Annotated in this window: 31 protein-coding genes, 1 tRNA gene and 1 rRNA gene; 15 read left to right on the top strand and 18 right to left on the bottom strand. The window is 25.8% G+C overall.

Annotated features, from left to right (window positions below; all coding sequences use genetic code 11):
- The first annotated feature begins 2 nt into the window (after positions 1-2).
- The 10 genes from gap to ACTTAS_RS00120 all read left to right on the top strand — a co-directional run bounded on the left by gap (position 3) and on the right by ACTTAS_RS00120 (position 6,286).
- Positions 3-1,010 (top strand): type I glyceraldehyde-3-phosphate dehydrogenase, encoded by a 1,008-nt coding sequence (gap, locus tag ACTTAS_RS00165; RefSeq protein ID WP_440677900.1) that lies wholly within the window; start codon positions 3-5, stop codon positions 1,008-1,010.
- Positions 1,010-2,185 carry a phosphoglycerate kinase gene (locus ACTTAS_RS00160; RefSeq protein ID WP_440677899.1) on the top strand — a complete coding sequence of 392 codons (1,176 nt, stop codon included), beginning with the start codon at positions 1,010-1,012 and terminating at the stop codon, positions 2,183-2,185. Before gap ends, ACTTAS_RS00160 begins: the two co-directional genes overlap by 1 nt.
- A 1-nt stretch (position 2,186) precedes the next feature.
- Positions 2,187-3,197 (top strand): class I fructose-bisphosphate aldolase, encoded by a 1,011-nt coding sequence (locus tag ACTTAS_RS00155; protein ID WP_440677898.1) that lies wholly within the window; start codon positions 2,187-2,189, stop codon positions 3,195-3,197.
- Positions 3,184-3,798 (top strand): thiamine phosphate synthase, encoded by a 615-nt coding sequence (gene thiE, locus ACTTAS_RS00150; RefSeq protein WP_440677897.1) that lies wholly within the window; start codon positions 3,184-3,186, stop codon positions 3,796-3,798. The genes ACTTAS_RS00155 and thiE overlap by 14 nt, the downstream gene beginning before the upstream one ends.
- Positions 3,795-4,355 (top strand): elongation factor P, encoded by a 561-nt coding sequence (efp, locus tag ACTTAS_RS00145; protein ID WP_440677896.1) that lies wholly within the window; start codon positions 3,795-3,797, stop codon positions 4,353-4,355. The genes thiE and efp overlap by 4 nt, the downstream gene beginning before the upstream one ends.
- Position 4,356: 1 nt before the next feature.
- The gene (locus tag ACTTAS_RS00140) at positions 4,357-5,097 is read left to right on the top strand and encodes an inositol monophosphatase family protein (RefSeq protein ID WP_440677895.1); all 741 of its coding nucleotides are present in this window, start codon (positions 4,357-4,359) and stop codon (positions 5,095-5,097) included.
- A 35-nt stretch (positions 5,098-5,132) separates the two neighbouring features.
- Entirely contained in the window at positions 5,133-5,363 is a 231-nt protein-coding gene (gene rpmE / locus ACTTAS_RS00135) for a 50S ribosomal protein L31 (RefSeq protein ID WP_440677894.1), read from the top strand.
- Positions 5,364-5,945 (top strand): cell cycle transcriptional regulator TrcR, encoded by a 582-nt coding sequence (locus ACTTAS_RS00130; RefSeq protein WP_440677893.1) that lies wholly within the window; start codon positions 5,364-5,366, stop codon positions 5,943-5,945.
- A gap of 63 nt (positions 5,946-6,008) precedes the next feature.
- Positions 6,009-6,203, top strand: coding sequence for a 30S ribosomal protein S21 (rpsU, locus tag ACTTAS_RS00125; protein ID WP_075484443.1), 195 nt, complete (start codon positions 6,009-6,011; stop codon positions 6,201-6,203).
- A 6-nt stretch (positions 6,204-6,209) separates the two neighbouring features.
- Positions 6,210-6,286, top strand: a tRNA-Met gene (locus tag ACTTAS_RS00120).
- 10 nt (positions 6,287-6,296) lie between these two features.
- On the opposite strand, the gene ACTTAS_RS00115 is transcribed toward ACTTAS_RS00120, so the two are convergent.
- The 9 genes from ACTTAS_RS00115 to ykgO are packed head-to-tail and all read right to left on the bottom strand — an operon-like array spanning position 6,297 to position 12,436.
- Complete coding sequence (locus ACTTAS_RS00115) at positions 6,297-8,132, bottom strand: carbamoyltransferase family protein (RefSeq protein ID WP_440677892.1); 1,836 nt, start codon at positions 8,130-8,132, stop codon at positions 6,297-6,299.
- A gap of 1 nt (position 8,133) precedes the next feature.
- On the bottom strand, positions 8,134-8,283 hold the full coding sequence (locus ACTTAS_RS00110) for a DUF5989 family protein (RefSeq protein ID WP_440677891.1): 150 nt from the start codon (positions 8,281-8,283) through the stop codon (positions 8,134-8,136).
- Position 8,284: 1 nt separating this feature from the next.
- On the bottom strand, positions 8,285-8,671 hold the full coding sequence (locus tag ACTTAS_RS00105) for an SxtJ family membrane protein (RefSeq protein WP_440677890.1): 387 nt from the start codon (positions 8,669-8,671) through the stop codon (positions 8,285-8,287).
- A gap of 11 nt (positions 8,672-8,682) precedes the next feature.
- Complete coding sequence (locus ACTTAS_RS00100; protein ID WP_440677889.1) at positions 8,683-9,381, bottom strand: transaldolase family protein; 699 nt, start codon at positions 9,379-9,381, stop codon at positions 8,683-8,685.
- A gap of 8 nt (positions 9,382-9,389) precedes the next feature.
- Positions 9,390-10,787 (bottom strand): NAD(P)(+) transhydrogenase (Re/Si-specific) subunit beta, encoded by a 1,398-nt coding sequence (locus ACTTAS_RS00095; protein ID WP_440677888.1) that lies wholly within the window; start codon positions 10,785-10,787, stop codon positions 9,390-9,392.
- 2 nt (positions 10,788-10,789) lie between these two features.
- A complete protein-coding gene (locus ACTTAS_RS00090) occupies positions 10,790-11,098 on the bottom strand; it encodes a proton-translocating transhydrogenase family protein (protein WP_440677887.1) in 309 nt (102 codons plus the stop codon).
- 3 nt (positions 11,099-11,101) lie between these two features.
- A complete protein-coding gene (locus ACTTAS_RS00085; protein ID WP_440677886.1) occupies positions 11,102-12,187 on the bottom strand; it encodes a Re/Si-specific NAD(P)(+) transhydrogenase subunit alpha in 1,086 nt (361 codons plus the stop codon).
- Positions 12,188-12,194: 7 nt separating this feature from the next.
- Positions 12,195-12,305 carry an aa3-type cytochrome c oxidase subunit IV gene (locus tag ACTTAS_RS00080; RefSeq protein ID WP_440677885.1) on the bottom strand — a complete coding sequence of 37 codons (111 nt, stop codon included), beginning with the start codon at positions 12,303-12,305 and terminating at the stop codon, positions 12,195-12,197.
- Between the two features lie 5 nt (positions 12,306-12,310).
- Entirely contained in the window at positions 12,311-12,436 is a 126-nt protein-coding gene (gene ykgO, locus ACTTAS_RS00075) for a type B 50S ribosomal protein L36 (RefSeq protein ID WP_008545413.1), read from the bottom strand.
- A 115-nt stretch (positions 12,437-12,551) separates the two neighbouring features.
- Between ykgO and ACTTAS_RS00070 the strand changes: the two genes are divergently transcribed.
- On the top strand, positions 12,552-13,262 hold the full coding sequence (locus tag ACTTAS_RS00070) for a WecB/TagA/CpsF family glycosyltransferase (RefSeq protein ID WP_440677884.1): 711 nt from the start codon (positions 12,552-12,554) through the stop codon (positions 13,260-13,262).
- Here ACTTAS_RS00070 and ACTTAS_RS00065 read toward each other — a convergent pair.
- From ACTTAS_RS00065 to ACTTAS_RS00050, 4 genes are all read right to left on the bottom strand, one after another.
- Positions 13,242-14,138, bottom strand: coding sequence for an NAD-dependent epimerase/dehydratase family protein (locus tag ACTTAS_RS00065; protein ID WP_440677883.1), 897 nt, complete (start codon positions 14,136-14,138; stop codon positions 13,242-13,244). The two genes, ACTTAS_RS00070 and ACTTAS_RS00065, sit on opposite strands and share 21 nt — an antisense overlap.
- A 14-nt stretch (positions 14,139-14,152) precedes the next feature.
- Positions 14,153-14,267, bottom strand: a 5S ribosomal RNA gene (rrf, locus tag ACTTAS_RS00060).
- Between the two features lie 51 nt (positions 14,268-14,318).
- The gene (locus tag ACTTAS_RS00055; RefSeq protein WP_440677882.1) at positions 14,319-15,314 is read right to left on the bottom strand and encodes an NAD-dependent epimerase/dehydratase family protein; all 996 of its coding nucleotides are present in this window, start codon (positions 15,312-15,314) and stop codon (positions 14,319-14,321) included.
- A 53-nt stretch (positions 15,315-15,367) separates the two neighbouring features.
- The gene (locus ACTTAS_RS00050; protein WP_440677881.1) at positions 15,368-16,093 is read right to left on the bottom strand and encodes a glycosyltransferase family 2 protein; all 726 of its coding nucleotides are present in this window, start codon (positions 16,091-16,093) and stop codon (positions 15,368-15,370) included.
- Between the two features lie 69 nt (positions 16,094-16,162).
- Between ACTTAS_RS00050 and ACTTAS_RS00045 the strand changes: the two genes are divergently transcribed.
- Positions 16,163-17,812: a hypothetical protein gene (locus ACTTAS_RS00045; RefSeq protein WP_440677880.1), complete on the top strand. Its 1,650-nt coding sequence runs from the start codon at positions 16,163-16,165 to the stop codon at positions 17,810-17,812.
- Positions 17,813-17,819: 7 nt separating this feature from the next.
- On the opposite strand, the gene ACTTAS_RS00040 is transcribed toward ACTTAS_RS00045, so the two are convergent.
- The 3 genes from ACTTAS_RS00040 to ACTTAS_RS00030 are packed head-to-tail and all read right to left on the bottom strand — an operon-like array spanning position 17,820 to position 20,234.
- Positions 17,820-18,512, bottom strand: a complete 693-nt coding sequence (locus ACTTAS_RS00040) for a methyltransferase domain-containing protein (protein WP_440677879.1) — start codon at positions 18,510-18,512, stop codon at positions 17,820-17,822.
- 21 nt (positions 18,513-18,533) lie between these two features.
- The gene (locus ACTTAS_RS00035; RefSeq protein ID WP_440677878.1) at positions 18,534-19,229 is read right to left on the bottom strand and encodes a glycosyltransferase family 2 protein; all 696 of its coding nucleotides are present in this window, start codon (positions 19,227-19,229) and stop codon (positions 18,534-18,536) included.
- A 9-nt stretch (positions 19,230-19,238) separates the two neighbouring features.
- Positions 19,239-20,234: a hypothetical protein gene (locus ACTTAS_RS00030; protein WP_440677877.1), complete on the bottom strand. Its 996-nt coding sequence runs from the start codon at positions 20,232-20,234 to the stop codon at positions 19,239-19,241.
- Between the two features lie 64 nt (positions 20,235-20,298).
- Here ACTTAS_RS00030 and ACTTAS_RS00025 point away from each other — a divergent pair, with 64 nt between their 5' ends.
- Positions 20,299-21,594 (top strand): O-antigen ligase family protein, encoded by a 1,296-nt coding sequence (locus ACTTAS_RS00025; protein ID WP_440677876.1) that lies wholly within the window; start codon positions 20,299-20,301, stop codon positions 21,592-21,594.
- Complete coding sequence (locus ACTTAS_RS00020; RefSeq protein ID WP_440677875.1) at positions 21,587-22,600, top strand: hypothetical protein; 1,014 nt, start codon at positions 21,587-21,589, stop codon at positions 22,598-22,600. Before ACTTAS_RS00025 ends, ACTTAS_RS00020 begins: the two co-directional genes overlap by 8 nt.
- Here the strand turns inward: ACTTAS_RS00020 and ACTTAS_RS00015 are convergent.
- Both ACTTAS_RS00015 and ACTTAS_RS00010 read right to left on the bottom strand, forming a co-directional pair.
- Positions 22,589-24,010 carry a hypothetical protein gene (locus tag ACTTAS_RS00015; protein ID WP_440677874.1) on the bottom strand — a complete coding sequence of 474 codons (1,422 nt, stop codon included), beginning with the start codon at positions 24,008-24,010 and terminating at the stop codon, positions 22,589-22,591. The two genes, ACTTAS_RS00020 and ACTTAS_RS00015, sit on opposite strands and share 12 nt — an antisense overlap.
- A gap of 79 nt (positions 24,011-24,089) precedes the next feature.
- Positions 24,090-24,284, bottom strand: a complete 195-nt coding sequence (locus tag ACTTAS_RS00010) for a hypothetical protein (RefSeq protein WP_440677873.1) — start codon at positions 24,282-24,284, stop codon at positions 24,090-24,092.
- A gap of 19 nt (positions 24,285-24,303) precedes the next feature.
- On the opposite strand from ACTTAS_RS00010, the gene ACTTAS_RS00005 reads away from it, so the two are divergent.
- The coding region (locus ACTTAS_RS00005; RefSeq protein ID WP_440677872.1) for a hypothetical protein at positions 24,304-25,256 on the top strand (953 nt) is incomplete at its 3' end.

Here is a 25,256-nt window from a genome sequence, read left to right as displayed (position 1 = left end):
TAATGACAATTAAAGTTGGAATTAATGGAATGGGTAGAATTGGTCGAATGGTAGTTCGATCAATTATAGAAAGCCAAGATAAAAAAATAAAAATACAACACATCAATAACAGATCAAATTCTGAGGCTACCTGCACATTGATAAAATATGATTCAATACATGGTAAATTTAATGCTGAGTTAGATTTTGATGAAAATCATTTGATAATAAATAGTGAAAAAATTACATTTTCACAGGAGTCTAGTATTGAAAATATAGACTGGAAACAATCTGATGTTGATTATGTTTTTGAGTGTACAGGAAAATTTAATTCTAAAGAAAAACTTTTAGCTCATATAAAAAATGGAGCAAAAAAAGTAATAGTATCTGCGCCGTGTAAAAATGCAGATAAAACAATCGTATTTGGTGTAAATGAAAAAGATATAAACAGTAAGGACCAAATAATCTCAGCTGCATCATGTACGACAAACTGTTTGGCTCCAGTTGTACATACACTTAATGAAAATTTTGAAATTGAAAAAGGGTTTATGACAACTATTCATGCATTTACAAGTGATCAAAGAATTCTGGATAATTCACATAAAGATCCAAGAAGAGCAAGATCAGCAAGTCAATCAATTGTTCCAACATCTACTGGTGCATCAAAAGCAATTGGTGAAATAATTCCTAGCTTAAATGGAAAGTTAGAGGGGGTCGCAATGAGAGTACCTACCCCAAATGTTTCACTTGTAGAATTAGTTTTCTGCACGAAAAAAAATATCAATAAAGAAAATATAAATAAATCATTTGAATTAGCATCAAAAAATAAACTAAAAAATGTATTAGAAATCACTTATGAAAAGTTAGTATCAATTGATTTTAATCATAATCCTGCATCTGCGATTGTTGATGGATCTCTTACTAATGTTGTCGGAGATAATATGGGTAAAATTTCAGCCTGGTATGATAATGAATGGGGTTTTTCAAATCGTATGTGTGATATTGCAGAGTTTATTCATCAAAATTCTTAATGAAAAGTATTTCCAGATTAACAGACCTGGCAGGTAAAAAAGTTATTTTAAGATTGGATTTAAATGTACCTCTTTATAATGGTAAAATAACTGACACTACAAGAATTGACAAAGTTCTTCCAACAATTAAATTTTTATTAAAGCAAAATTCAAAAATAATTATCTTATCTCATGTCGGTCGACCTAAAGGAAAAATGATAAAAGATCTTTCGTTAAAACCAATACAAGAGGATATAGAAAAAAAATTAAATGAGAAAATAAACCTTATTGAAAAGAATATATATGAGATAAATAAAGACTTACTTGATAATTTTAGTGAAAAAATTTTATTAATTGAAAATATTAGATTTTATCCAGAAGAAGAAAAAAATGACACTAATTTTGCAAAACATTTAGCAAGTTTAGGTGATATTTATGTAAATGATGCTTTTTCATGCTCACATAGAGCTCATACATCTGTTTGTGAAATTTCAAAATTTTTACCGTCTTTTTCAGGATTACAACTAGATTTAGAGATTGGTGCATTAAAGAAAATTACATCTAAAATAATTAAACCTGTTACTTGCATAATTGGAGGATCTAAAATTTCTACTAAAATTAATATTATTAAAAATTTAATTCCAAAATTTGATAACATAGTAATTGTGGGTGCAATGGCGAATAACTTAATTGAACACAATGGATACAATATAGGAAAATCTCTTAAAGAAGAAAATGTTAATTCTATAGTTAATGAAATACTTTCATATTCAAAAGAAAAAAATTGTAGATTAATTTTTCCTGAAGATGTGGTGGTGGCCAATGATTTAAATGGACACCCTAAAATTAAAGAATTGAATCAAATTAAATTAGATGAAATGATTTTGGATATAGGTCCAAAAACTGTTGAAAGTATATGTAATATTATTGATAATACAAACACCATATTATGGAACGGTCCTGCTGGATATTTTGAAAATCCTAATTTTGCTAATGGAAGTACTGCAATTGCAAAAAAAATAGTTGAAAAATATAAAGAAGATAAAATTTATTCTGTTGTAGGTGGTGGAGATACCGTTTCATTAATTAATTCTTTAAATGCTGATAAAGACTTTAATTTTGTTTCAACTGCAGGTGGAGCATTTTTGGAATATCTTGAAGGAAAAGAACTTCCTGGTATATGCGCTCTAAATTAATATGTCAGAACTAAATAAAATAGCTCTTAAAATACTTTCAAATGGCAAAGGAATACTTGCGGCAGATGAAAGTAACGGGACTATGACGAAAAGACTTGAGGCTGTAAATATTGAGTCTTCACCAAAAAACAGACTCGCTTTTAGAGAAACTCTTTTTAGTTCAGAAAGCATGAAAGATTGTATCGGTGGCGTGATCTTATACGATGAAACAATAAACCAAATTTCAAGTTTAGGTAAATCAATTCCTGAGTTAATCTCTGCTAGTGGAGCAGTACCTGGAATTAAAGTAGATACAGGTGCAAAAAATTTAGCAAACTCTCCAGAGGAAAAAATTACAGAAGGGCTAGACGGGCTAAGAGAAAGATTAAAAAAATACTATGAGCTTGGTGCAAGATTTACAAAATGGAGAGGTGTTTATTCGATAAGTAATAACTATCCTAGCAAACTTGCAATTCATTCTAATGCTCATGCGCTTGCAAGATATGCCGCTTTAGTTCAAGAATGTGAAATGGTTCCTATAGTGGAACCAGAAGTTTTAATGGATGGTGATCATTCAGCTGATGAGAGTTTGGAAAAAACTTCAGAAGTTATAAAAAAATGTTTTGAGGAACTAATTATGCATAAAATTGATTTATCAGGGATCATATTAAAACCAAATATGATTTTAGCTGGAAGTAATTCAAAAAACAAAATCTCTAATGAAGAAGTTTCAGACAAAACACTTAAATGTCTTAAAAATTCAGTACCTACAGAAGTACCAGGAATTGCTTTCTTGTCTGGAGGTCAATCCGAAGTAGAAGCAACAGAAAATCTCAATTTAATTAGCAAAAACAATAGTACAAATTTTATAATGACCTATTCATATGGTCGAGCTTTACAACAAAGTTCACTTAAATTTTGGTCTAAAGATATCACTAAAACTAACGAAACACAGGATGTGTTTAATCATAGAGCAAGAATGTGTACTTTAGCTGCTCAAGGAAAATGGACAAAAGATCTTGAGAATAAATAAAAAAAAATTTATTTATCTTATCTCTCCAAATAAAATAACGAAGAATTTTTACCAGATGCTGAATGAGGTGTTAAAATCAGGTAAAATAAGTTTTTTTCAAATGAGATTTAAAAAATACTCATTTAAAAAAAAAATTTTGGTAGGAAAAAAGATCAGACAATTATGTAAAAAAAATAATGTAAAATTTATTGTTAATGATGACCCAGTTCTTGCAAAAAAATTAAATGCTGATGGATGTCATTTAGGGCAAAAAGATATGAATTTTAAAGAAGCCAAAAAAATAATTGGAAATAAAATTATTGGAATAACATGTCATAACTCAATTAAAATTGCAAAAGAAGCAATTAAAAATAGAGCTAATTACATTGCGTTTGGTGCTTTTTTTCCAACGAAAACAAAAAAAGCTAAATACAGGGCTAATATAAAAACTTTGAATAAAGTAAAAAAATTAACAAATATTCCCATCGTAGCTATAGGTGGAATAACAAATAAAAACTATAAAAAACTTTTATTGAACAATGCAAATTTTTTAGCTATCTCAGGCTACATTTGGAATAATAAAAAATACAAACCTAAAGAAGCTATAGAAAGTTTAATATGAAAATAAATGCAAGTGAAATTAGAGTTGGGATGCTTTTAGAATATAAAAACGATCTTTGGCAAGTTCTAAAAACACAACATGTAAAACCTGGAAAAGGTGGTGCGTTTGCACAAGTTGAAATGAAAAGTGTTGGTAAAAATACCAAACTAAATGAAAGATTTAGATCTAGTGAAACTGTAGAAAAAGCATCACTGGATGAGAATAAATATAATTATATGTATGAAGATGAAGCAAATTATTTTTTTATGGAACCAAAAACCTTTGAGCAAATTGAAATTAAAAAAGAAATTATTGGAGAAAAAGGTAAACTATTAACTGAAAATCTTGAAGTGTCTGTAAGTTTTTACAACGAAAATCCAATTTCAGTTGAATTACCAAATCAGGTTCAATGTAAAATTGAAATTACTGATGCAGCATTAAAAGGCCAAACTGTATCTTCATCATATAAACCAGCAACTCTAGATAATGGTTTAAATATTCAAGTTCCACCGTTTATAGAAGCAGGTGATGAAGTCATTGTTGATACTCGAAATTTAGAGTACGTAAAAAAAATTTAAAATGATATCAATATCTTCAAATCTTAACTTGATGATAAAGGCTGCTGAAAAAGCATCTAAATCTGTGATCAGAGATTTTGGTGAAGTAGAAAAATTACAAGTTTCTAAAAAAGGCCCTTACGATTTTGTTACAAAAACAGATAAAAATGTAGAAAAAATTTTAATAGAAGAATTATCTAAATCAAAAAAAAATTACTCATTCATAACAGAAGAAACTGGGAAGATAAATAACAAGGACAAAGAAAATTTTTGGATTATAGACCCAATAGATGGGACAACCAATTTTCTTCACGGAATTCCTCATTTTGCTATTTGTATTGCTCACATGTCTAACAATGAAATAGTAAGTGGATTAATTTTCGATCCAATAAAAGATGAAATGTTTTTTTCTGAAAAAAACAAGGGAGCATACTTGAATAATCAAAGACTAAGAGTGTCAAAAAAAAATTCTACTGAAGATTGTTTATTCTCAAGTAATCATGAAGGTACAAAATTTAGTGATCTAAATATGAGATGTAGTGGATGCGCTGCACTTGATCTTGCATATGTAGCCTCAGGAAGACTGGATGGTTTTTTTCATAATAAAATTAATATTTGGGATGTAGCGGCGGGTGCTTTAATGGTTGAAGAGGCTGGTGGAATAGTTAACGAAATTAACAAATTTGATATAAAAAATATTGATATCAGAGCTTCAAGTAGTGCAATTAACGATAAAATGCTTGAAAAATTAGTTAACTTTTAATTGTTTTAAAAAATTCTTTTGTTATAAGTCTCCGCATGAAAAAAAATATTCATCCAAACTATCATACTATTAAAGTAGAAATGACTGACGGAACACAATTTGAAACAAAATCAACTTGGGGTGCTGAAGGTGATTTGCTTAAACTCGAAATTGACCCAAAATCTCATGCTGCTTGGACGGGTGGAAAACAGAAATTAATGGATAAAGGTCGAATAAGTAAATTTAATAAAAAATTTCAAAACTTTAAATCAGAAACAAAAAATTAAATGTCAAATGCACCTCTAATGCCTATGGCTACAGCTGTATGGTTAGTAGAAAACACAACTCTAACATTTAAACAGATAGCAGATTTCTGCAAACTACACGAAGTGGAGATACAAGGTATAGCAGATGGAGAAGTAGCCAAAGGAATTAAAGCTTATAATCCAATTATTTCAGGACAACTTTCAAGAGAAGAAATAGAATTGTCATCAAAAGACGAAAGTAGACCACTACAAATTAAAAGTAGTGATATTGAAATTTCAAATGATGAAAAGAAAATAAAAAAATATATCCCTCTTTCTAAAAGACAAGACAAGCCAGATTCAGCTTTGTGGCTTATCAGACATCATAATATTTTGAAAGATTCACAAATAGCTAAATTGGTTGGCATTACGAAAAATTCAGTCACTTCTATAAGAAATAAAAATTATTGGAATTATAATAATCTTAACCCTAAAGATCCTGTTGCATTAAATTTATTTTCTCAGAAAGACCTAATGGATGCAATAGAAAAAGCTGAAAGAAGAATTAAGAGAGAGAAAAAAGAAAAAGAAAAACAAAACAAAGTTAATCAAACAGGCATATAATGAACAAAACTTATAGACATAAATTAATAAAAGTGATAACAAACCACTTTTTTGGAGGTAGTTATCAAAATAGAAGTTAAAGATAATAATGTTGAGCAAGCATTAAGAGTGTTAAAAAGAAAACTGCAAAGAGATGGTTTTTTTAAAGTTATTAAATTAAAAAATACTTATGAAAAACCTTCTGAAAAGAAAAAAAGAATTCTTCAAGAAAATATTAAAAGAGTTAAAAAGTTAAATAAGCTTAAGAATAGAATTTAAATATATCGCGGGGTGGAGCAGTCTGGTAGCTCGTCAGGCTCATAACCTGAAGGTCGGCGGTTCAAATCCGTCCCCCGCAACCAATTATTTATGTTAATCTAGTTCAAATTTATTGAGATAATTTTTTATTAATTTTTTATCTTGATCTTTTTTATTTAAAATACAATTACCTATAACAAGATAATCAAGCTCTGTTCCCATAAAACAATTAAATGCATCAGTAGGTGAATTTACTATGGGTTCACCTCTAACATTAAATGAAGTGTTTACTAGAATAGGACAACCAGTTTTTTCTTTAAACTTTGATATTAAATCATAGTAACGCCTGTTAGTATTTTTGGACACTGTCTGAATTCTTGCAGAGTAATCAACATGTGTTACAGCAGGTATTTCTGATCTTTTTACATTAAGCTTATCTATACCAAAAAGGTTCATTTGCTCTTCAGTCATATTTATAATTTTTTTGGAATTAACATTAGATACAAAAAGCATATAAGGACTCTCATCTTGGATATCAAACCAATCAGTAAGGTCTTCTTTTAAAACTGAGGGCGCAAATGGTCTAAAACTTTCTCTATATTTCACTTTTAAATTTAAATTTTTTTGCATATTTTCAGATCTAGGATCAGCTAAAATAGATCTGGCACCTAATGCTCTTGGACCAAATTCCATTCTTCCTTGAAACCAACCAACAGCTTTATCATTTGATAATATTTCAGATGTCTTATTAATTAAATCTTCATAATCTAAAGTTTTAAAATTTGCGCCTAAAGATAATAATTCTCTTTCTATGTCTTTTTGACTGAATTCATTACCTAAGTATGAACCCTTCATGTCATCGTTAGGATTAGCTGTTCTTTTATTTCCATTTTCTATATGCCACAATGCAAGTGCAGCACCTAATGAACCACCTGCATCTCCAGCCGCAGGTTGTATCCATATACTATCAAAAATTTTTTCTTTTAAAATTTTTCCATTAGCAACACAATTTAAAGCAACTCCACCTGCTAAACACAAGTTTTTAATATTATATTCCTGTTGTATAGAAGTTGCTAACTTTATCATTATTTCTTCGGTTACTTTTTGAATAGATGCTGCAATATCCATATGAAATTGTGTTATATTCTCCTTTTCAGGATTTCGTGGGTTTTGACCAAATAAATTGCTGAATTTTTTATTTGTCATTGTAAGACCAGTTGCATAATTAAAATAACTTTGATCTAATTTAAAAGTACCATCATCTTTAATATCAATTAATTTTTTAATTTTATCTTCATAAGTAGGATTTCCATATGGTGCCAAGCCCATTAATTTATATTCTCCACTATTGACCTTAAAGCCTGTATAAAAAGTAAAAGCTGAATATAATAATCCTAAAGAGTGAGGAAAATGGATCTCTTTTTTAATTTCTAATTTATTTGCTTTGCCTATGGCAACTGTAGTAGTAGCCCATTCTCCTACTCCATCAGCTGTTAAAACTATTGCTTCATCATAAGGTGATGGGAAAAAAGCACTTGCTGCATGACTCAAATGATGATCTGAGAAAAAAATATTTTCATCAGATTTATAATTTTCATCATGTTCTCTAAGTTTTTGGTAGATTAGATTTTTTTGAAAAAGTTTTTCTTTTATCCATAATGGCATTGCTTTTGCAAATGAAATAAAACCTCTTGGAGCAAAGCCTACGTATGTTTCAAGCAATCTTTCAAATTTTAAAAAAGGTTTTTCAAAAAAAATAATTTGATCCACTTCACTTAATTTTAGTTTTGCAAATCGCAAGACAAATTCTACTGCATTGTGTGGATAACTTGGATCATGTTTTATTCTTGTAAATCTTTCCTCTTGGGCTGCCGCTACTATCTTTCCATCAATTAAAATACAAGCTGCACTATCATGGTAAAATGCAGAAATACCTAATATAGATTTCACTTTAAAATATTGTATAAATAAATGGTGCGACTGCTGAACCCTGTGTTAACACAATTAGTCCACCAAAAATTACAAGCATGATTATTATCGGTAAAAGCCAATATTTTTTTCTTACTTTTAAAAATTCCCAAAATTCTCTAATAAAACTCATTTTAAAACTGATTTTTCATTTTACTTTTTGGTCCTTTTTTTTCAATCCAATAAGATTTATCCTTATTAAACTTTAAATTTAGTACATCTTTACCGATAATTCTCATTAATAATCCAATGGGTGTTACTACAAAAAAAAATATTATTCCCATTACCAGAGGTGAAATAAACCTACCTAAAATTATTCCAAATTTAAACCACAATCTATTTAATGGTGTTAAAATTTTTGAGTTTAAAAACCCAAGTATTAAAAAAATAAATGAGATAATTAAAGACCAGACTCTAATATCTTGAGAATTAAATATTGGATATAATCCAATTATAAAAAATACTACAAAAAAAACTAACCCAAAACTTCTGTTGGTACTTTTATTCTCTATATTATCCATAAGATTAATTTTTATATGTGAAAATTAGATTTTTTACTGTCGATTAAAAAACCTTTGACTGTTTCATTGGTTAATTTTGAAAAACTTTTTCCAAACTTTTCAATTTTTTCAATTATAGCCGGTGGAACTGTAATTATATGACAGCCTAATTGTTTAGCCTGTAAAAAATTATATGGTTCTCTAACACTGGCCCACAAAATTTCAACATTTTTAAATTTTTTTGCTAAAGCAATACTTTTTTTAAATTCTGGGATTGGATCCTTACCAACATCTCCAGCTCTTCCAGCAAATATAGATATTATTACTCTAGTTTTTTTATTAATATTCTTTAAAATTTTTTTTGTCTGTTGAGCGCTGTATACAGCAGTAATATTGAGTTTGATATTTTTTTTGTTCAATTCTTTAATTAACTTTCCCATGAAAATATTTTTTGAATTTGCAACAGGTATTTTAACATAAACGTTTTCTCCCCAATCATTGATTTTCAATGCTTGATTTTTCATTGACAAGTAATCATCACTAAATACCTCTAAGGAAACTGGTTTTTTGTTTGAAATTTTCAATATTTTTTTTGAATAATCTTGATAACTTTTAGCTCCTGCTTTTCTCATTAAACTTGGATTAGTCGTAAATCCTTTTACAATTTTCTTTTTATTAAATTTTTTAATTAAATTTAGCTCGGCTATATCGCAATATACTTTGATACTCAATTTTTCACCTATAGGTTTTTTGTTATGTCTTCAGTCATTTTTTTAGCATCTGCAAATAACATAAGAGTATTTTCTTTATAAAAAAGATCATTATCAATACCAGCATAACCTGGTGATAAACTTCTCTTTACAAATAAAACTGATTTACATTTCTCAACATCTAAAACAGGCATACCATAAATTGGGCTCTGAGGATCAGTTTTTGCAACAGGATTTGTGACATCGTTAGCACCAATTACAAAGGCAACGTCTGCATTTGCAAAATCGTTATTTATTTCCTCTAACTCGAATACTTCGTCATATGGCACATTTGCCTCTGCTAAAAGTACATTCATGTGACCAGGCATTCGACCCGCAACAGGATGAATCGCATAGGAGACTTTAATGTCATTTTTTTTAAGTGTATCAACCATCTCTCGTAAAGCATGTTGTGCTTGCGCTACAGCCATTCCATAACCAGGAACAATAATAACTGAGGATGCATTTTTCATTAAAAAAGCTGCATCATCTGCGTTACCACTCTTGACTGGTTTTTGCTCTTTATTAGTAGTGCTAGAAGTTTCCTCAGTTGCACCAAATCCACCCAGAATAACATTGAAAAATGAACGGTTCATACCTTTACACATTATATAGGAAAGTATTGCTCCAGATGAACCAACTAGCGCCCCAGTAATTATTAAAGCTGTATTTTCTAGTGTAAAACCAATTCCAGCTGCTGCCCAACCTGAGTAAGAATTTAACATAGAGATAACTACTGGCATATCTGCTCCACCAATTGGAATTATTAAGAGAAAACCAATTAAAAAAGAAACTGCCAATAATATCCAAAATAAATTTGAAGACTGTGTAGAACACAATAAATAAGTTAAAACAATAATTGAAATTAAAATTACAGCGTTCAGAGGGTGTTGGCCTTTAAATACAATAGGTGAACCTGACATAATTCCTTGTAATTTTAAAAAAGCGATTATGGAGCCCGAAAATGTGATAGCTCCAACAGCAGCACCAATAGACATTTCAATTAAACTCCCAAGTTTTATATTTCCTGGTGTACCAAGATTAAATGCTTCTGGATTTAAAAAAGCTGAAATTGCTACAAATACAGCAGCAAGTCCAACAAGGCTATGGAAGCCAGCAACTAATTCTGGCATAGCTGTCATTGGAATTCTATAGGCTATAAAAGCTCCAATTGAGCCACCTACTAAAATGAATATCAACACAAATATAAATCCAGTAGAAAAATTTTCTATAGATAAAAACGTAACTGTTATAGCAATAACCATTCCTATAATACCAAAGAAATTACCCTGTCTAGACGTTTCTGGCGAAGACAATCCTCTTAAAGCGAGAATAAATAATACACCTGAAACTAAATAAAAAATTGCAGATAAGTTTGCAGATATCATAACTATTTATCCTTTTTCTTTTTCTTATACATTGCAAGCATCCTCTGAGTTACTAAAAATCCCCCAAAAATATTTATAGCTGCTAGAGCTATAGCTAAAAAACCAAAAATACTTGAGGTATTGAAGACACTATTAGAATTTCCCGACAAACCAGCTATGATTGCTCCTACAATTATCACAGAAGAAATTGCATTAGTAACTGACATTAGTGGTGTGTGTAATGATGGAGTTACACTCCATACCACATAATATCCAACAAAAATTGAAAGAATGAATATACTTAATCTAAATATTAAAGGGTCAATTTCCATAATTTATTTTATCAATGTATTTTTGATAATTTCGTCCTCTAGGTTAATATTTATTTTTTTATTTTCTTTGTCGAATAAATTATCAACAAAATTAAATACATTTTTTGCATATAAGTTAGAAGCAGAAATAGGTAGTTTATTTAATATATTAGATTCACCCATTATTTTAACTCCATTTCTCTCAATAACTTTATCAACTTCTGTAAATGAAGTGTTACCTCCTTGAACAGCTGCTAAATCATATATTACTGATCCAGGTTGCATGTTTTCAAACATACTATCTTTAATAATCAGAGGTGCTTTTTTTCCTGGTATTAAAGCTGTACAAATTACAATATCAATTTTTTTTAAAGTTTCAGATAAAAGTTGTTCTTGTTTTTTTTTAAAATCATCTGAAGCTTCTTTTGCATAACCACCCTCGGTTTCTAAATTATCTGAACCCTCTACAGTTAAAAATTTACCACCTAAACTTTCAACCTGTTCTTTTGATGCGATTCTTACATCCGTCGCAAAAACTATAGCCCCCATTCTTTTCGCAGTCGCAATTGCCTGAAGACCAGCAACACCTGCACCAACAACCATAACCTTGGCAGCTGGAACGGTACCTGCCGCTGTCATCATCATTGGTATCGCTTTTTCAAAATTTGCAAAAGATTCTATAACAGCTTTGTAGCCAGCAAGATTCGCTTGTGATGATAAAATATCCATAGATTGAGCTCTTGTAATTCTGGGAAGCAGTTCTAACGAAAAAAGATTTATTTTTTTTGCTAGGTTTTCTAATTTTTCTTTGTTCTCATAAGGATTTAAAACTCCAACTATTGTTTGATTCTCTTTAACATTTAAAATTTTATCATCCGACAAAATTCCAACTTGTACAATTACATCAGAAGAGTTTACAATCTCATTTTCATCTTTTAAAATTTTAGCTCCAGCAACTTTGTAACTATCATCTTTAATTTCAAGATGTACACCGTAATTTTCACTTAAACATACTTCAAATCCAAGTGAGATATATTTTTTCACTATCTCTGGCGTTATGGATATTCTTTTCTCTATTTTCTGATTTTCTTTTATAGATCCAATTCTCATTTAAACTTTATAGTAAGAATGTTGCCATTAAAACTAAAACTATAATTACTGCTATAGTGCCCCAAAGCACAAATTTTGTAAAATTGTTCCAAGTTTTTTTATGGCTATCATCATCCATAAAAATTACTTTTGTCTAGCTTTAAATTTTGGATTAGTTTTATTTATCACATAAACTCTACCCCTTCTTCTCACAAGTTTAGAGTTTAGGTCTCGTTTTTTTATTGACTTGAGTGAGCTTTTAATTTTCATAATTTTACGGTTTTTTAAATGAAATTAATTGAAATATCAAATACTCTTTATAAATAAATTAATACCTATTGTCTCGATTAATTAACACAATTATAAGTGCGATTGGCAAATAAAAATGGCTAAATTTATCAAATTTAAAAAAGTGAATTTCATAAATAGTGATTTTATAGAAGTATACAAAAAAATTAAAAAAGGTGGTCTACTTGTTGCTCCAGCAGCATCAGCTCTAGTTGAAATTGAAAAAGATAAAATCTATCATAACTCTCTAACAAATTCAGATATAGCTTTATTAGATAGTGGTTTTTTTTGTATTTTATTAAGAATTTTTAAAAAAAAAAAAGTAAAAAAGCTTTCTGGATATAAATTTTTAAAAGAATTTCTAAAAGTTAAAGATAATTACAATGAGGTTATACTTCTAATAGATCCAACAAAAGATGATTCTCGTCTTAATTTAAAACTTCTAAAGAATAAAAAATTTAATAAAGTATATTCTTACGTTTCTCCATTTTATAAAAATAACTCCTCGTTTGATGAAGATAAAAAATTATTAAAATTAATTAAACAACTAAATCCAAAATATATAATAATTAATATTGCTGGAGGAAAACAAGAACCTTTAGGTTTTTATTTAAAAAAAAAATTATCTAAAAAAATATCAATTATTTGCACTGGAGCTGCGATAGCTTTTTTAACAAAAAGGCAAGCTCCAATTAATGATTTGGTAGATATGCTTTATCTAGGATGGGCTTTAAGATTAATTTATAACCCTATTAATACTTATAAAAGATTTTTAAGTTCTTTTATGTTAATTAAATTTTTTATTTGAATTTTCTTTGAAGTTTTCAATATAGTTTTTAAGATCAATTTTTCCAAATCTCTTATGGACTTTTTTATTATTTGATAAACTTGCTAATGCTGAAGCATACCTTTCACCTTTACGATAAGATAAAAATTTTTTTTTAAGTCCAAACATTTTTGCAACTTCTAAAATTGAATAAGATTTTTTATTTGAAACACTGTAATTAAGATATTTCTTTTTTTTCCAAGCTTCATAGCAAACTAAAATTGTATCAAATATGTGTGTAAATCTTCTAGTTTGAGTACCAGGTTTGACTATTGGTAAAGGTAAATTTTTTTCATAACAATTTTCAAATATTCCAATAACAGTGGCCATATCTCCAATTTTGATTTGGTTTGGACCATAAACATTGTAAAAAAATATAACTTCATATCTAAATTTAAACCACAAGTTAAAATTTTCTAATAATTCTAGATTTTTTGATTTAGTAAAAGCATAAGGGGATAAATTTTTATCTCTACCAGAATTTCCAAGAGTAGCAGATGTAGCAGAGTAAATTAATCTTATATTATTATCCAGGCAAAATTTAAATACTGCCTTACTCCCAAGAGTGTTTGATGCATAACATTGATCAAAATTTTTAAAACTTTGGAAAATTCTAGAAAATTCACCAAAGTGAAAAATAGAATCAATATTTTTCTTTCTTGAACTTAAAATTTTTTCAATATTCTTAGTATCTCCTCTAACGTATTTTATTCTTTTATTATTAATATGGTTTGATTTTTTTCCTGTGGAATAATTATCTATACTTATGAAATTGAAATTTGTTTTTTTTAAAAAGAAACTCAATAGGTTGGTACCTACAAAACCAGCACCTCCTGTTACAACTATGAATTTTTTCATGTTTATGAAGTAATGCCTGGCAAAGTCCTACTCTTCCATATCTTAAGATAAAGTACCATCGGCGCTTAAGGGCTTGACTTCCGAGTTCGGAATGGGATCGGGTATAACACCTTCGCTAAAATCACCAGGCAAACTGCTTATATAGATCAAATAAGAATTGTAAAGTCATTAATAATATAATTAATAACTTCTAGTATATTTGCTCGTATTTGATCCACTTTTGATTTGATCAAATATCCATTTATATGTTTTTTCTAACCCATCTTTAAGATTAATTTTTGGCGACCAGTTTATTTCATTTTCAATTTTTGTATTGTCGCTCGATCTTCCTCTAACACCTTTGGGTTTATCTAGTTGAAAATTACGCTTTAATTTCACTTTAGCAATCTCTTCAATCATATCTATCATTTGATTAATGGAAACTTGTTCAGAACTTCCGACATTATAAACTTCTTTTTTAGAAGAATTAAAAACTTTTTCAGTTCCATCTAAACAGTCATCAATGTACATAAAACTTCTTGTTTGCTTTCCATCTCCCCATACATCAATCGTATCAATATTATTCATTTTTGCATTTATAATTTTTCTACATAAAGCTGCTGGTGCTTTTTCTCTACCTCCATCATAAGTACCTATTGGACCATAAACATTATGATATCTAACCACTCTTGTTTCTAATCCAAAATCTTCAGTAAAATGTCTACACATTCTCTCACTAAATAATTTTTCCCAACCATATCCATCTTCGGGCTCTGCTGGATATGCATCGGCTTCTTTTAATCCAGGAACAAATATCTCTTTTTGTTTTTGTCCATTATATACACATGCACTTGATGAAAAAAAATATTTACTAACTTTATTTTGAATACAAGCTCTTAACAAATTGGTATTAATTAAAACCGACAACATACATTCTGCCTTATTATTTTCAATGAAACCCATTCCACCCATATTGCAGGCCATATTGTATATAAAGTCAGTTCCTTCAGTTACTTTTAAACAATTTTCATACTCTTTTAAATCTAGTGAATAATTTTGGTTTTCTTCAAAATATTGAAACCAATATTCGGTTGGCTTGATGTCTGCACAAACCACATCATTGCCTTGGTCCATCAGTCTTTTTACTAAATGACCTCCAATAAAACCACCAGCACCACAAACTAAGTATTTTGACATGATAATAATCTTAAATTTAATATATTAATAAACTAAAATCACAATTAAATAATTTAGTTTTTATTTTTTTTTTTTATTGAAAATAGAACTCTGTATTTTAATATTGTAATTACAGTTAAAATTGCATCTTTAAAACCGATTTTTTTACCGTCATGATAACTCCTTCCATTATAATTTATTGGGATCTCAATAATATTTTCGCCAAGTTTTGATAATTTTGTAGTTACCTCTGAACAAAATGAAAAGTTTTTTTCTTCAAGTTGTAATTTTAAAAATAATTTTTTCCTAATTAATTTATAACATGTATGTACATCAGTTAAATCTTGATTATTAATTACATTAGAAATTTTGGTTAACACAAAATTACCAAAAATTCTAAATTTTTTTTCAAAAGTAAACTTATTTATACTTTTCTTTCTCCCCAAAACTCTAGAACCATAAACTACATTTATACTTTTATTTTTAAAAGGTTGTAAAAGCTTCTGATAATCTGATGGTTCATATTCTAGATCTGCATCTTGGATAATTACTATATCACCTTTTATAAATTTAATTGCACTAATTATTGCAGATCCTTTTCCTAAATTTTTTTTATGAAAAATTACCTTATCTACTTTTTTTTTTAATTTTGATTTAATTATTTTGGATGTTCCATCTGAAGAACCGTCGTCTATAAGTATAATTTGTTTTTTGATTTTTTTTTGTTTTTTAACTTTAATTATAAGCTTCTCTATCGTATTCTTTTCATTGTAACAGGGTATTAAAATTGAAACTAACATTTTTTAATTTAATTAATTAAATTAAATAGGTCATTTTTATAAATAAATGAATTATAAAATTAATTAACCATGTATCTTTTGCTTAATTATTATTTAGGAATAATAGTAATATTTACTTCAGTTTATGGTTACGGAAAGATATTTAGCAAAAATAATGACGATTTTTTCATTTTTCTATGTGGATATTTGTTTTTAGGAATAGTTGCAATAATTATTCATTTTTTTATTGCTATTAATATATGGATAAGTTCTGTTATATTAATTTTAGGAATCTGCTTATTTGTATACAAACTAAAAATTAGAAATTTTTTATTTCAAGTTCCTTTAATATTATCCTTTGCAACATTATTGATAGGATTCACTGATCACCCTATAGATGCTAATTTATATCACCACTCTTATGTATCTTATTTGAAGCAGGAAAAAATTATTTTTGGTATTGCCGATATTCACTCTAGGTTTGGTCATATATCTTTTTTACAATTCGTTCAATCAATCACCACTAATGATTTTCTTACTATTTATTCAATTTCAAATTTGAACATATTATTTTACTATTTATTCATAATTTTTTGCGCAAAATTAATTTTTCGAAAAAATACAAATAATTTTGTTTTAGTTTTAACAACTCTGATTTCATCATTTATATTAATTAAATTAGCAAGGTATAGAGAATTTGGAAATGATTTAATACCATTACTTGTTGCTAGTTATTTTTTAATAAAAATATTTATTATAAATTTAAATAAAGAGATTTATAAAAATAATAAATTAATCAAATATTCTCCAATTTTTTTCTTTATGATGTTGTCACATAAAATAACTTACGTATTCAGTACTTTTCTATTTGCAAGCAACTTAAATAATAAAATAATTTTTGGTTATTTTAAAAATTATAAAAATTTATTAATTCTTATTAGCTCAATAATCTTTATTAGTCTTTGGTTGGTAAAAAATATATTTGAAACCTCTTGTTTAATTTATCCAATAATCCAAACTTGTTTTGAAAATACAAAATGGGCTCTAAGTGGACACGCTAGTCCAGAATTTGCAATGATTAATGCAGAAGCTTGGGCAAAAGGGTGGATTGACAAACCTGATAATTATGAAATTTCCATGGAAAATTATAATGTATCTTTTAACTGGTTAAAAGTGTGGTTTGGTAAGCATTTTTTAAAAATTATTGAAATAATTTCCCCACTATTACTAATAATAATTTTAATTAATATAATGATAAGAAATGCATCAGAAATAATAACAGATAAAGAACTTTTTAAAGAGATAAAAATTTTTTTATTTAAAATTTTTATCTTAAATTTTGTTGGTTTAGCTTTCTGGTTTTTAAACGCACCTATATTTAGATATGGATCATTTTATATTATCATTTTAATTGTAAATTTATATCTTATATATGATTTTAAAAAAATTTATAATATTTCAGAAAAAATTAAATCTAAATTTAAATTTATTTTTGCCATATCTTTAATAGTGTTTTTTTTAAAAAATATAGATAGACAAATAAATTCAAAGAATACTTTTTTTCCTATAACTAAGCCTTCAATTTTTGAGTATGAAAAAATTATTTTTAATGAAATTAATTTTTTAAAACCTAAAAATAATATTAATATATGTTTTTATACTGATTATATTTGTTCACACATGATTACAAAAAGTTTTAATGTTGAAAAGTTAGGTAAATATTTTTTAATTAAAAACTAATTAATTTTTAACTTTCTTTTTTATCTATAATTAAAATATAATTTGATGTTAAACCAAATAACTTAATTTGCTCTATTCTAAAATTTTGTATATTTAATGTTTTGCAAATTTCTAAAAAATCTTTTTTTGATAGAAGATTTAAATTTTCCTCTAAAGAAAGAAAATTTTCCCCAAGTAATCTTAAAATTTTTCTATGATATAATTTTGGAAGATAATGTAAAAAAGGTATTTTCGTATGAAATTCGATAGGATAATATCTATTTGGTGTAGTTATGAATGTTTTGTATTTACTAACCCTATAACATTCAGAAACAAATTTTAATTGATTTTCAAATGATCCTACATGCTCTATAGTTGCACTGCTAATAACTACATCAAATTTATTATTTTCAAATAGCATTTTACGAGCATCACCTAAGTGTATCAAAATTTCAGGATAAATAGTTTTCAATTCCAATAAATCTAAATTTGATAAACAGCTAATGTTAATTTTTTTATAAAAATATTTTAAAATTTGATTTTCATGATTCGCTAAAGATGGGGTCGTTCCAACATCTAGCAAACTTTTGTACTTTTGATAGTCTAATTGTTTCTCAATTAATTTATTTATTTCAGATCTTTTGCTTTTAATTATTTTACTTATAAATTTATTTAAACCAAATAATCTTCTAGAATAGTTTTTCTTAATATCATTTGTCATTAATATATTTTAAAATTATTTTTATATTAATCTACACTTTATAATTTGAAAAATTACGGGAAAGATATCATAAAATTTAATTTTTTTTCCCTCTTCGTAAGTTCTACCGTTATAATTTATCGGTACCTCATAAAATTTTTTTCCGTATCTAACAATTTTTGATAATATTTCAGCTTGTTGTTCAAATCCAAATGTTTTTAAATCTCTAGGATTTATCAAATCTTTTTTGAAAACTACATAACAAGAATATATGTCAGTGAACGTTGTATTGTTCAAAATATTAAAAAGATTAGAAATAATATTATTTCCTAATTTATTTAGAAAGTAGTGAGACCTTGTATAGTTTGAATAATTAAACCTTGAACCGATAATTAGATCAGGTTTAAACTTATTAATAACATCAAAAAATTTCTTGAAATCTTCTGGATCATATTCATCATCTGCATCCTGAAAAAAAATATAATCATGTTTAGCAATTTCTAAAGCTCTTTTAATGCACCCACCTTTGCCAATATTTTTTTTATTTATTATTATGTTATCAAATAAATCTTTATTTTGATTTAGGATACTTGCAGTATTATCAGTTGAACAATCATCAACAATTATTATTTCATATTCACCACTATTATTAAAAACTTCATTTATTTTTTTTAATATTTTTATAATTGTCATCTCTTCGTTAAATGTTGGTATAATTATTGATGATTTTATATTCATTAAGATAAATTAATTTTTAAATTTATTTAGAGACAATTGCATAATAATTAAGAAGTATATTAAAGAAAAGATCAAAATTGAAATAATACTATTAAATAATATACCCAATAAATAAGGCGTAAAGATCAATAAACTAATTATAAAAAAAGTTTTTTTAAAATTAAAATTTTTTAAAAACAAATGATGCAAGTGTTCTCTATCAGGGTAAAATGGATTTTTCTTTGCTATAATTCTAACAATAAAAAGTCTTAACATATCTATTCCTGGCAAAAGAAGAATTAAAACTATTTCATCAGCAAAAAGTAAATTTGACTTATGTGCATCAATCGTAAAAAAAGAGATTACTACCGCCAATAGATATGTACCACTATCTCCAAAAAAAATTCGGTCTTTTAAATTTTGGTAAAAAATAAAAAAATTTGTAATTACTAATGTTAATACTAATTCAATATTATAATTTTTTAAAACTAATATAAATAAAACAAAAAAGAAAAAAATACTTGATTGACCATTTATTCCATCAAACATGTTTAATGCATTAATAAATATAACAACACAAATTGTATAGAACAAAACTTCATGATTATTTAAGTAAATTTTAAAATTTAAAAATGAAAATTTAAGTTCATTAGATAAAATCTCATTTTTAAAAGTTAAGATGAATAAAAAAGTTAAAATAATTTGGATTATTAGTTTAATATTTGGTGAAATATCTTTTTTATCGTCTATAAATCCAAAAATGAAAAACATGTAAGAAAAAAATAACAAATAAATTTTGAAAGAATTATTTAAAATTAAGTAATTAAAACTTAAATCAAATATGAGGAACAAAGTTAAAGCTAGTAATAAAATTAACCCTCCTAATAATGGCGTATTTTTTTTGTGAAATTTTCTAGAATTGTCTGGTTTGTCATAAACATTAATAAGTTTAGCAATTTTATTTAAATTGAGTAAAATAAGTAAATTTACAAATATTACAAAAATATAGAAAATTATTAAGTTCATTTGATATATTATTATATTTAATTTTACATGAATAAATATTTCTAATATCAGCTAAAAAAAAATAATGAATAAAAAAGTAATTAAATTTGAAAATATCGTAGGTGTTTTTTTTGCATTATTACCAGTTGCTTTGATATCTGGTCCATTTTTTAGTGATCTAATAGCATCAATCATTTGCATCTATGCAATTCTTAATTTTAAGAAATCAAAAATTGATTTAAACAATATATTTATAAAGTTAGCTTTTATTTTTTATTTATGTTTTATCTTAAATTCTCTTCTATTTGAATACAGGTTAGAAAGTTTAAAAAATAGTTTACCATATATAAGATTTTTTTTCTTTGCTGTAGGAATAAAAATAATTCTAGATGCAGATGAAAAATATTTCAAATATTTCTTATACGCATGCATATTATCAATTTTGTTAGTGTGCTTTTTTGGTTTTGTTGAATATTTTAAATATACTTTTCAATATTTTCAGAGATACACTGAACTTAATAGTCTTGAGACTAATGATCCATCAAGAGAAAAATTACAATATTTATACAGTGAATTCCCAAATAGAATTTCAGGTATATTTCAAGATGAAAAAATTATGGGATCATATTTATTCAGATTGTTTCCTCTTTTTGCTATTTCTTTCTTTTACTTTAACCAAAATCTAGATAAAAAAAAATTACTCTTTTTTATTTTTATTGTAGTAATAATTTACTTTAATACTTTTATTTCGGGTGACAGAGCTCCATTAATACTTCTTAGCTTTTTAATATTTTTAATATTTTTGGTATGTTCAAATTTAAGAAAAATTTTTACTAAAATAATAATATTTATCCTTATTATTAGCTCATTTACTTTATTTTTTGATAGTAAAATTAAAGAAAGAATTATAGATCAAACATTAAGAAATATACAAGGAGCTTACAATGATGGAGAGTTAACACTAATAACTAAAGAACATCAGGGTCACTTTAATGCAGCATATATTATTTTTAAAGAGTATCCAATTTTAGGTGCAGCAACAAAAGGCTTTAGGTATCAGTGTTACAACAACTTAATTAAAAAGGAAGACGTAATCTGTACCAATCATCCTCATACTCCATATTTGCAATTATTATCAGAAACAGGGATTTTGGGAACTTTAATAGCAATAATTATATTTTTTACTTTATTTTTTAAAATTTTTATAAAGGAAAATTTAAAAAAAAATATAAGGTCTACTTCATTAAATATTGTTTACATTGCACTATTTGTATCATTCTGGCCACTAACAACATCTGGTAGTATTTTTAATAACTATAATTCTATATTTTATTATATTCCTCTTGGCTTATTTTTGTTTTTAAATAAAAAAAATGTTTAGGCTAATTTTAATTACATTACCTTTGATTATAGTTATTTTTGTTTTAGAAATCACACTGAACTTCTTAAAACCTACAACTTATGAAAAAGATGATTTTCTTGGTTGGAAACTTAAAAAAAACTTTAAACACGAATTTTCAAACTTTACAAAAAAAAATAAAAAATACTCAACAATTTTTATTACAAATAAAGATGGAAACCTCGAATTCAACTTAAATGGAAGTTACGAAAAAACGATAAAAATACTTATCATTGGTGACTCATTTTCGACTGATCCCTTGGTGTCAAATGAAAAATTTTGGTATAGTGTGATGAGTAAAAAAATAGCAGAAACAAATAAAATAAACTTAAATACAACAATTTCTGGTGGAGGAGGCTATGGAACTTTACAACAATTATTAATTTCAAATAAACTCAAATCTTTAAATCCAGATATATTCATTCTTCAATTTTGCATAAATGATTTTGAAAATAATATTTTAGATTGGGAAAAAAGAAATTATCGATTTTCACAATACTTTTGGAGACCTTATTTTGATTTAGACAGCAAACAAATTTATTATGAAAAAAACATTTTTAAATCAATATTGAAACCATTTAAAGATAGTAGGTTGCTAAGTGTATTGTTGTCAAGAACAGGAATTTTAGCTGAAAAATATTTCTCAGATCCTATACAAAACGATAAAGAAATGTTTGAAAGTTCTTTAAAAACTACTAAATATTTACTTCAAAAAATTTTTCAAAATTTCCCCTTTTCAAAAAAAATAATTTTAAGTTGTAAACAAGCCTCAAATTTTCCAGATACTGAATGGAAAAAAATTGGAAATGAGATTGGTTATATCGTTTTAACTGAAAACAATAAGGCTATAGAAGGTGCTATGAGGGAAAATTTAGATATATTTAACATAGACGGAGGTCACTACAACGAACTTGGAAACAAAATATTTGGTGAAGCCATAGCAAATGAAATGGAAAAGAAGAAGTTATTAAATTCCTCAAACTTTTAATTTTTTTATATTCATCTGATGATGTAATAATATCATATAAGCATATAAAAAAACCGAGTCAAAACCCCAAATTAAAAAACTTTTTTCGATGGCTGTCCTAAAAAAAATAACTAAAATTGTAAGAGTAATTGCAGCTAAAACATAATCATTCTTCTTTATTTTTAAAAATACAAATTTTGCAAAATATTTTAAAAATACTAAACCTAAAAAAATATAAACAGTAAATCCTAAAACCCCTCCTGTGAGTAAAATATAAACAGGACCAGATGGCAAGTCTTCAAAATAATTTTTATATATATTTAAAAATTCATTATCATTATTGTTAAATATTACTCTATCGAACTCTGGACCAGATCCAAAAAATATTATTTCCTTATTATTTAGTAAATATTTAAATGTATATTTTATTTTGTCTATGCGACCACTAAGTTGCATATTGATTAAACTTCTATCATGAAAATTATCTAATTTTTTTTCAGCATAATCCAAATTAAATATTCTATTCTGTTGAATCATATTTTCCTTTATATTTTCATTTTCATTATCTAATAGAATTTTAATTTTATCATTTAATTGATGAGATAAAAAAACTGCAAAAAAAATTGATAAAAATAAAATAAGTTTTTTTATAAGAAGATTTGCTTTAAAAAATAAAATGATATGAATAATTATTAATGCATAGAATGCAAACCTAGATTGATAATAATAAATTATACAAATAAAAACAGTAGTAATTAAGAAATGATAAAATCCTTTAATTTTTTTAGAAATTTTTACTTGGAAAGTAATTAAACAAATATAAAAAATATATAAGTATAACAATATTCTTGAAATTCCATTGCTATTAAAAACTATTTTTTCCCCAAAAAAATAAATTTCATAGCCTCCATAACCAAATTGTTTTGGTTGCAAAATATATTGTGGAAATGATTTAATAAATATGACCAGAGCATAAAGGACAAAAATTCCTAAAATTGTAAATAAAATATAGTTATACACTCTTTCTTTTTCATATGAACTATTCTGAATATATAAAAAATAATTAAAGTAAAAAAATAGTGAAATTAAAAAATTAAATCCTCCACCAAAATCTTTTCTAAAATCAAAATAATAAGCAAAAATAATTCCAATTAATTGACTAATAAAAATCATAAAAATGCATATCAAAATAATATTTAAATTATGTTTATTTTTAAAATTAATTAGATTTAAGAATAAAAAAGTTAAACATAATAAATGAGGTAATATCTCTCTTAATTGGAAAAAATTTAAATTGGTTATTTGCTCAAAATAGTTTTTATCTTCAAAAATATTACCAGCATTTGTTCCAATAGAGAGCCAAATTAAAGGTAAAGGCAATAACAAAAAAAAATGTTTCAAATAATCTAAGAAAAAAGTTTTGGAATTCATTTTAAATTTTTTTTAGTATCAGTATTATTTTAATTAAAGATGAATATATAGTTAAATTAATAATAAAATAAATATATACTCAACTTATGTTACTATTTTCTATCTCCACATTTATATTTGCGAATATATTTGCTTTAATTGGAAAAACTTTTTTTAAAAAAGATTTAAATTTGTTAACTAGCATAATTGTAGGAATTTTTCTTTTTGGATTGTTTAATATTTTCTTTTCACTTTTTTTTAAGTTATCTTCCCCTCTATATTTTATATGTATCATTTTTTTTATAATAATTTCCTTGAGAAATTTCTCATCAATTAAACATAAGGAATATATTACAGTATTTTTATTGTCTTTAATTGCCTCTCTATTCTCAAACAATATAGAGCCAGGCTATGATGCAGGATTATATCATTTTCCATTTCAAAATTGGATAGCAGATAATGGAATATCTTTTGGACTTGTTAATTTTAATCATAGATTTGCTAATTCATCATTGCTAAATTTTATAAATGCACCATTGTGGATTGGCAATAATCCATTTCTATTAATTAATATCTCATTAATATTTTATTTAATTTTTTTTTTAAAGATAATTGATTTTTTGGAAAGCGATGAATTATATTTGAAATTAGTAGGTCTAATTTCTATTCTTACATTTCCATTATGGTACAGATATCAAACTCAAAATTTTGGATTAGTCGATGTACCATTTTCTATTTTATATTTTATTTTAGTAACACAATTAATACCTAGTATTATTTCATCATCAACTCAAAAAGACATAAATATTTTATATATAAATATCATTTTATTTTGTTTGGTAATTTCTTTTAAAATGTCTGGAATTTTAGTTTGCCTAATATTTATAATTTATATTTTAAAAAAAGACATAATCAAATTATTATTTATGAAATATAGAGCAAACTTTGTTTTATTTTTTTTAGTAATTGTTTTTTTTGTATCTTGGTTTACTCACAATATAATAATATCAGGTTGTATAAATCCCTATATTTATATCACATGCTTAAACGTAGAGTGGTCTAATTTTGATTATATAAAAATGCTTAATGAGCAAAATCTTGAGTGGCGAGATAAAATAGTAGACTATAAAATTTTAATTCAATATTTAAAACCAAGCTACATATTAATAATATTACTTTCATTATTTCTAAATTTTTATGTTTTAAAAAAACTTTATAAAAATAAAAATAATTATTTAATTTACTCTTTTTTTTATTATCCTAATAT

The organism is Candidatus Pelagibacter sp. HIMB1611, assembly GCF_052047715.1.
In the GTDB taxonomy this organism is placed as follows: domain Bacteria; phylum Pseudomonadota; class Alphaproteobacteria; order Pelagibacterales; family Pelagibacteraceae; genus Pelagibacter.
Note: the sequence above shows the minus strand (reverse complement) of the source record. Positions and strands in the feature narration are given on the sequence as shown.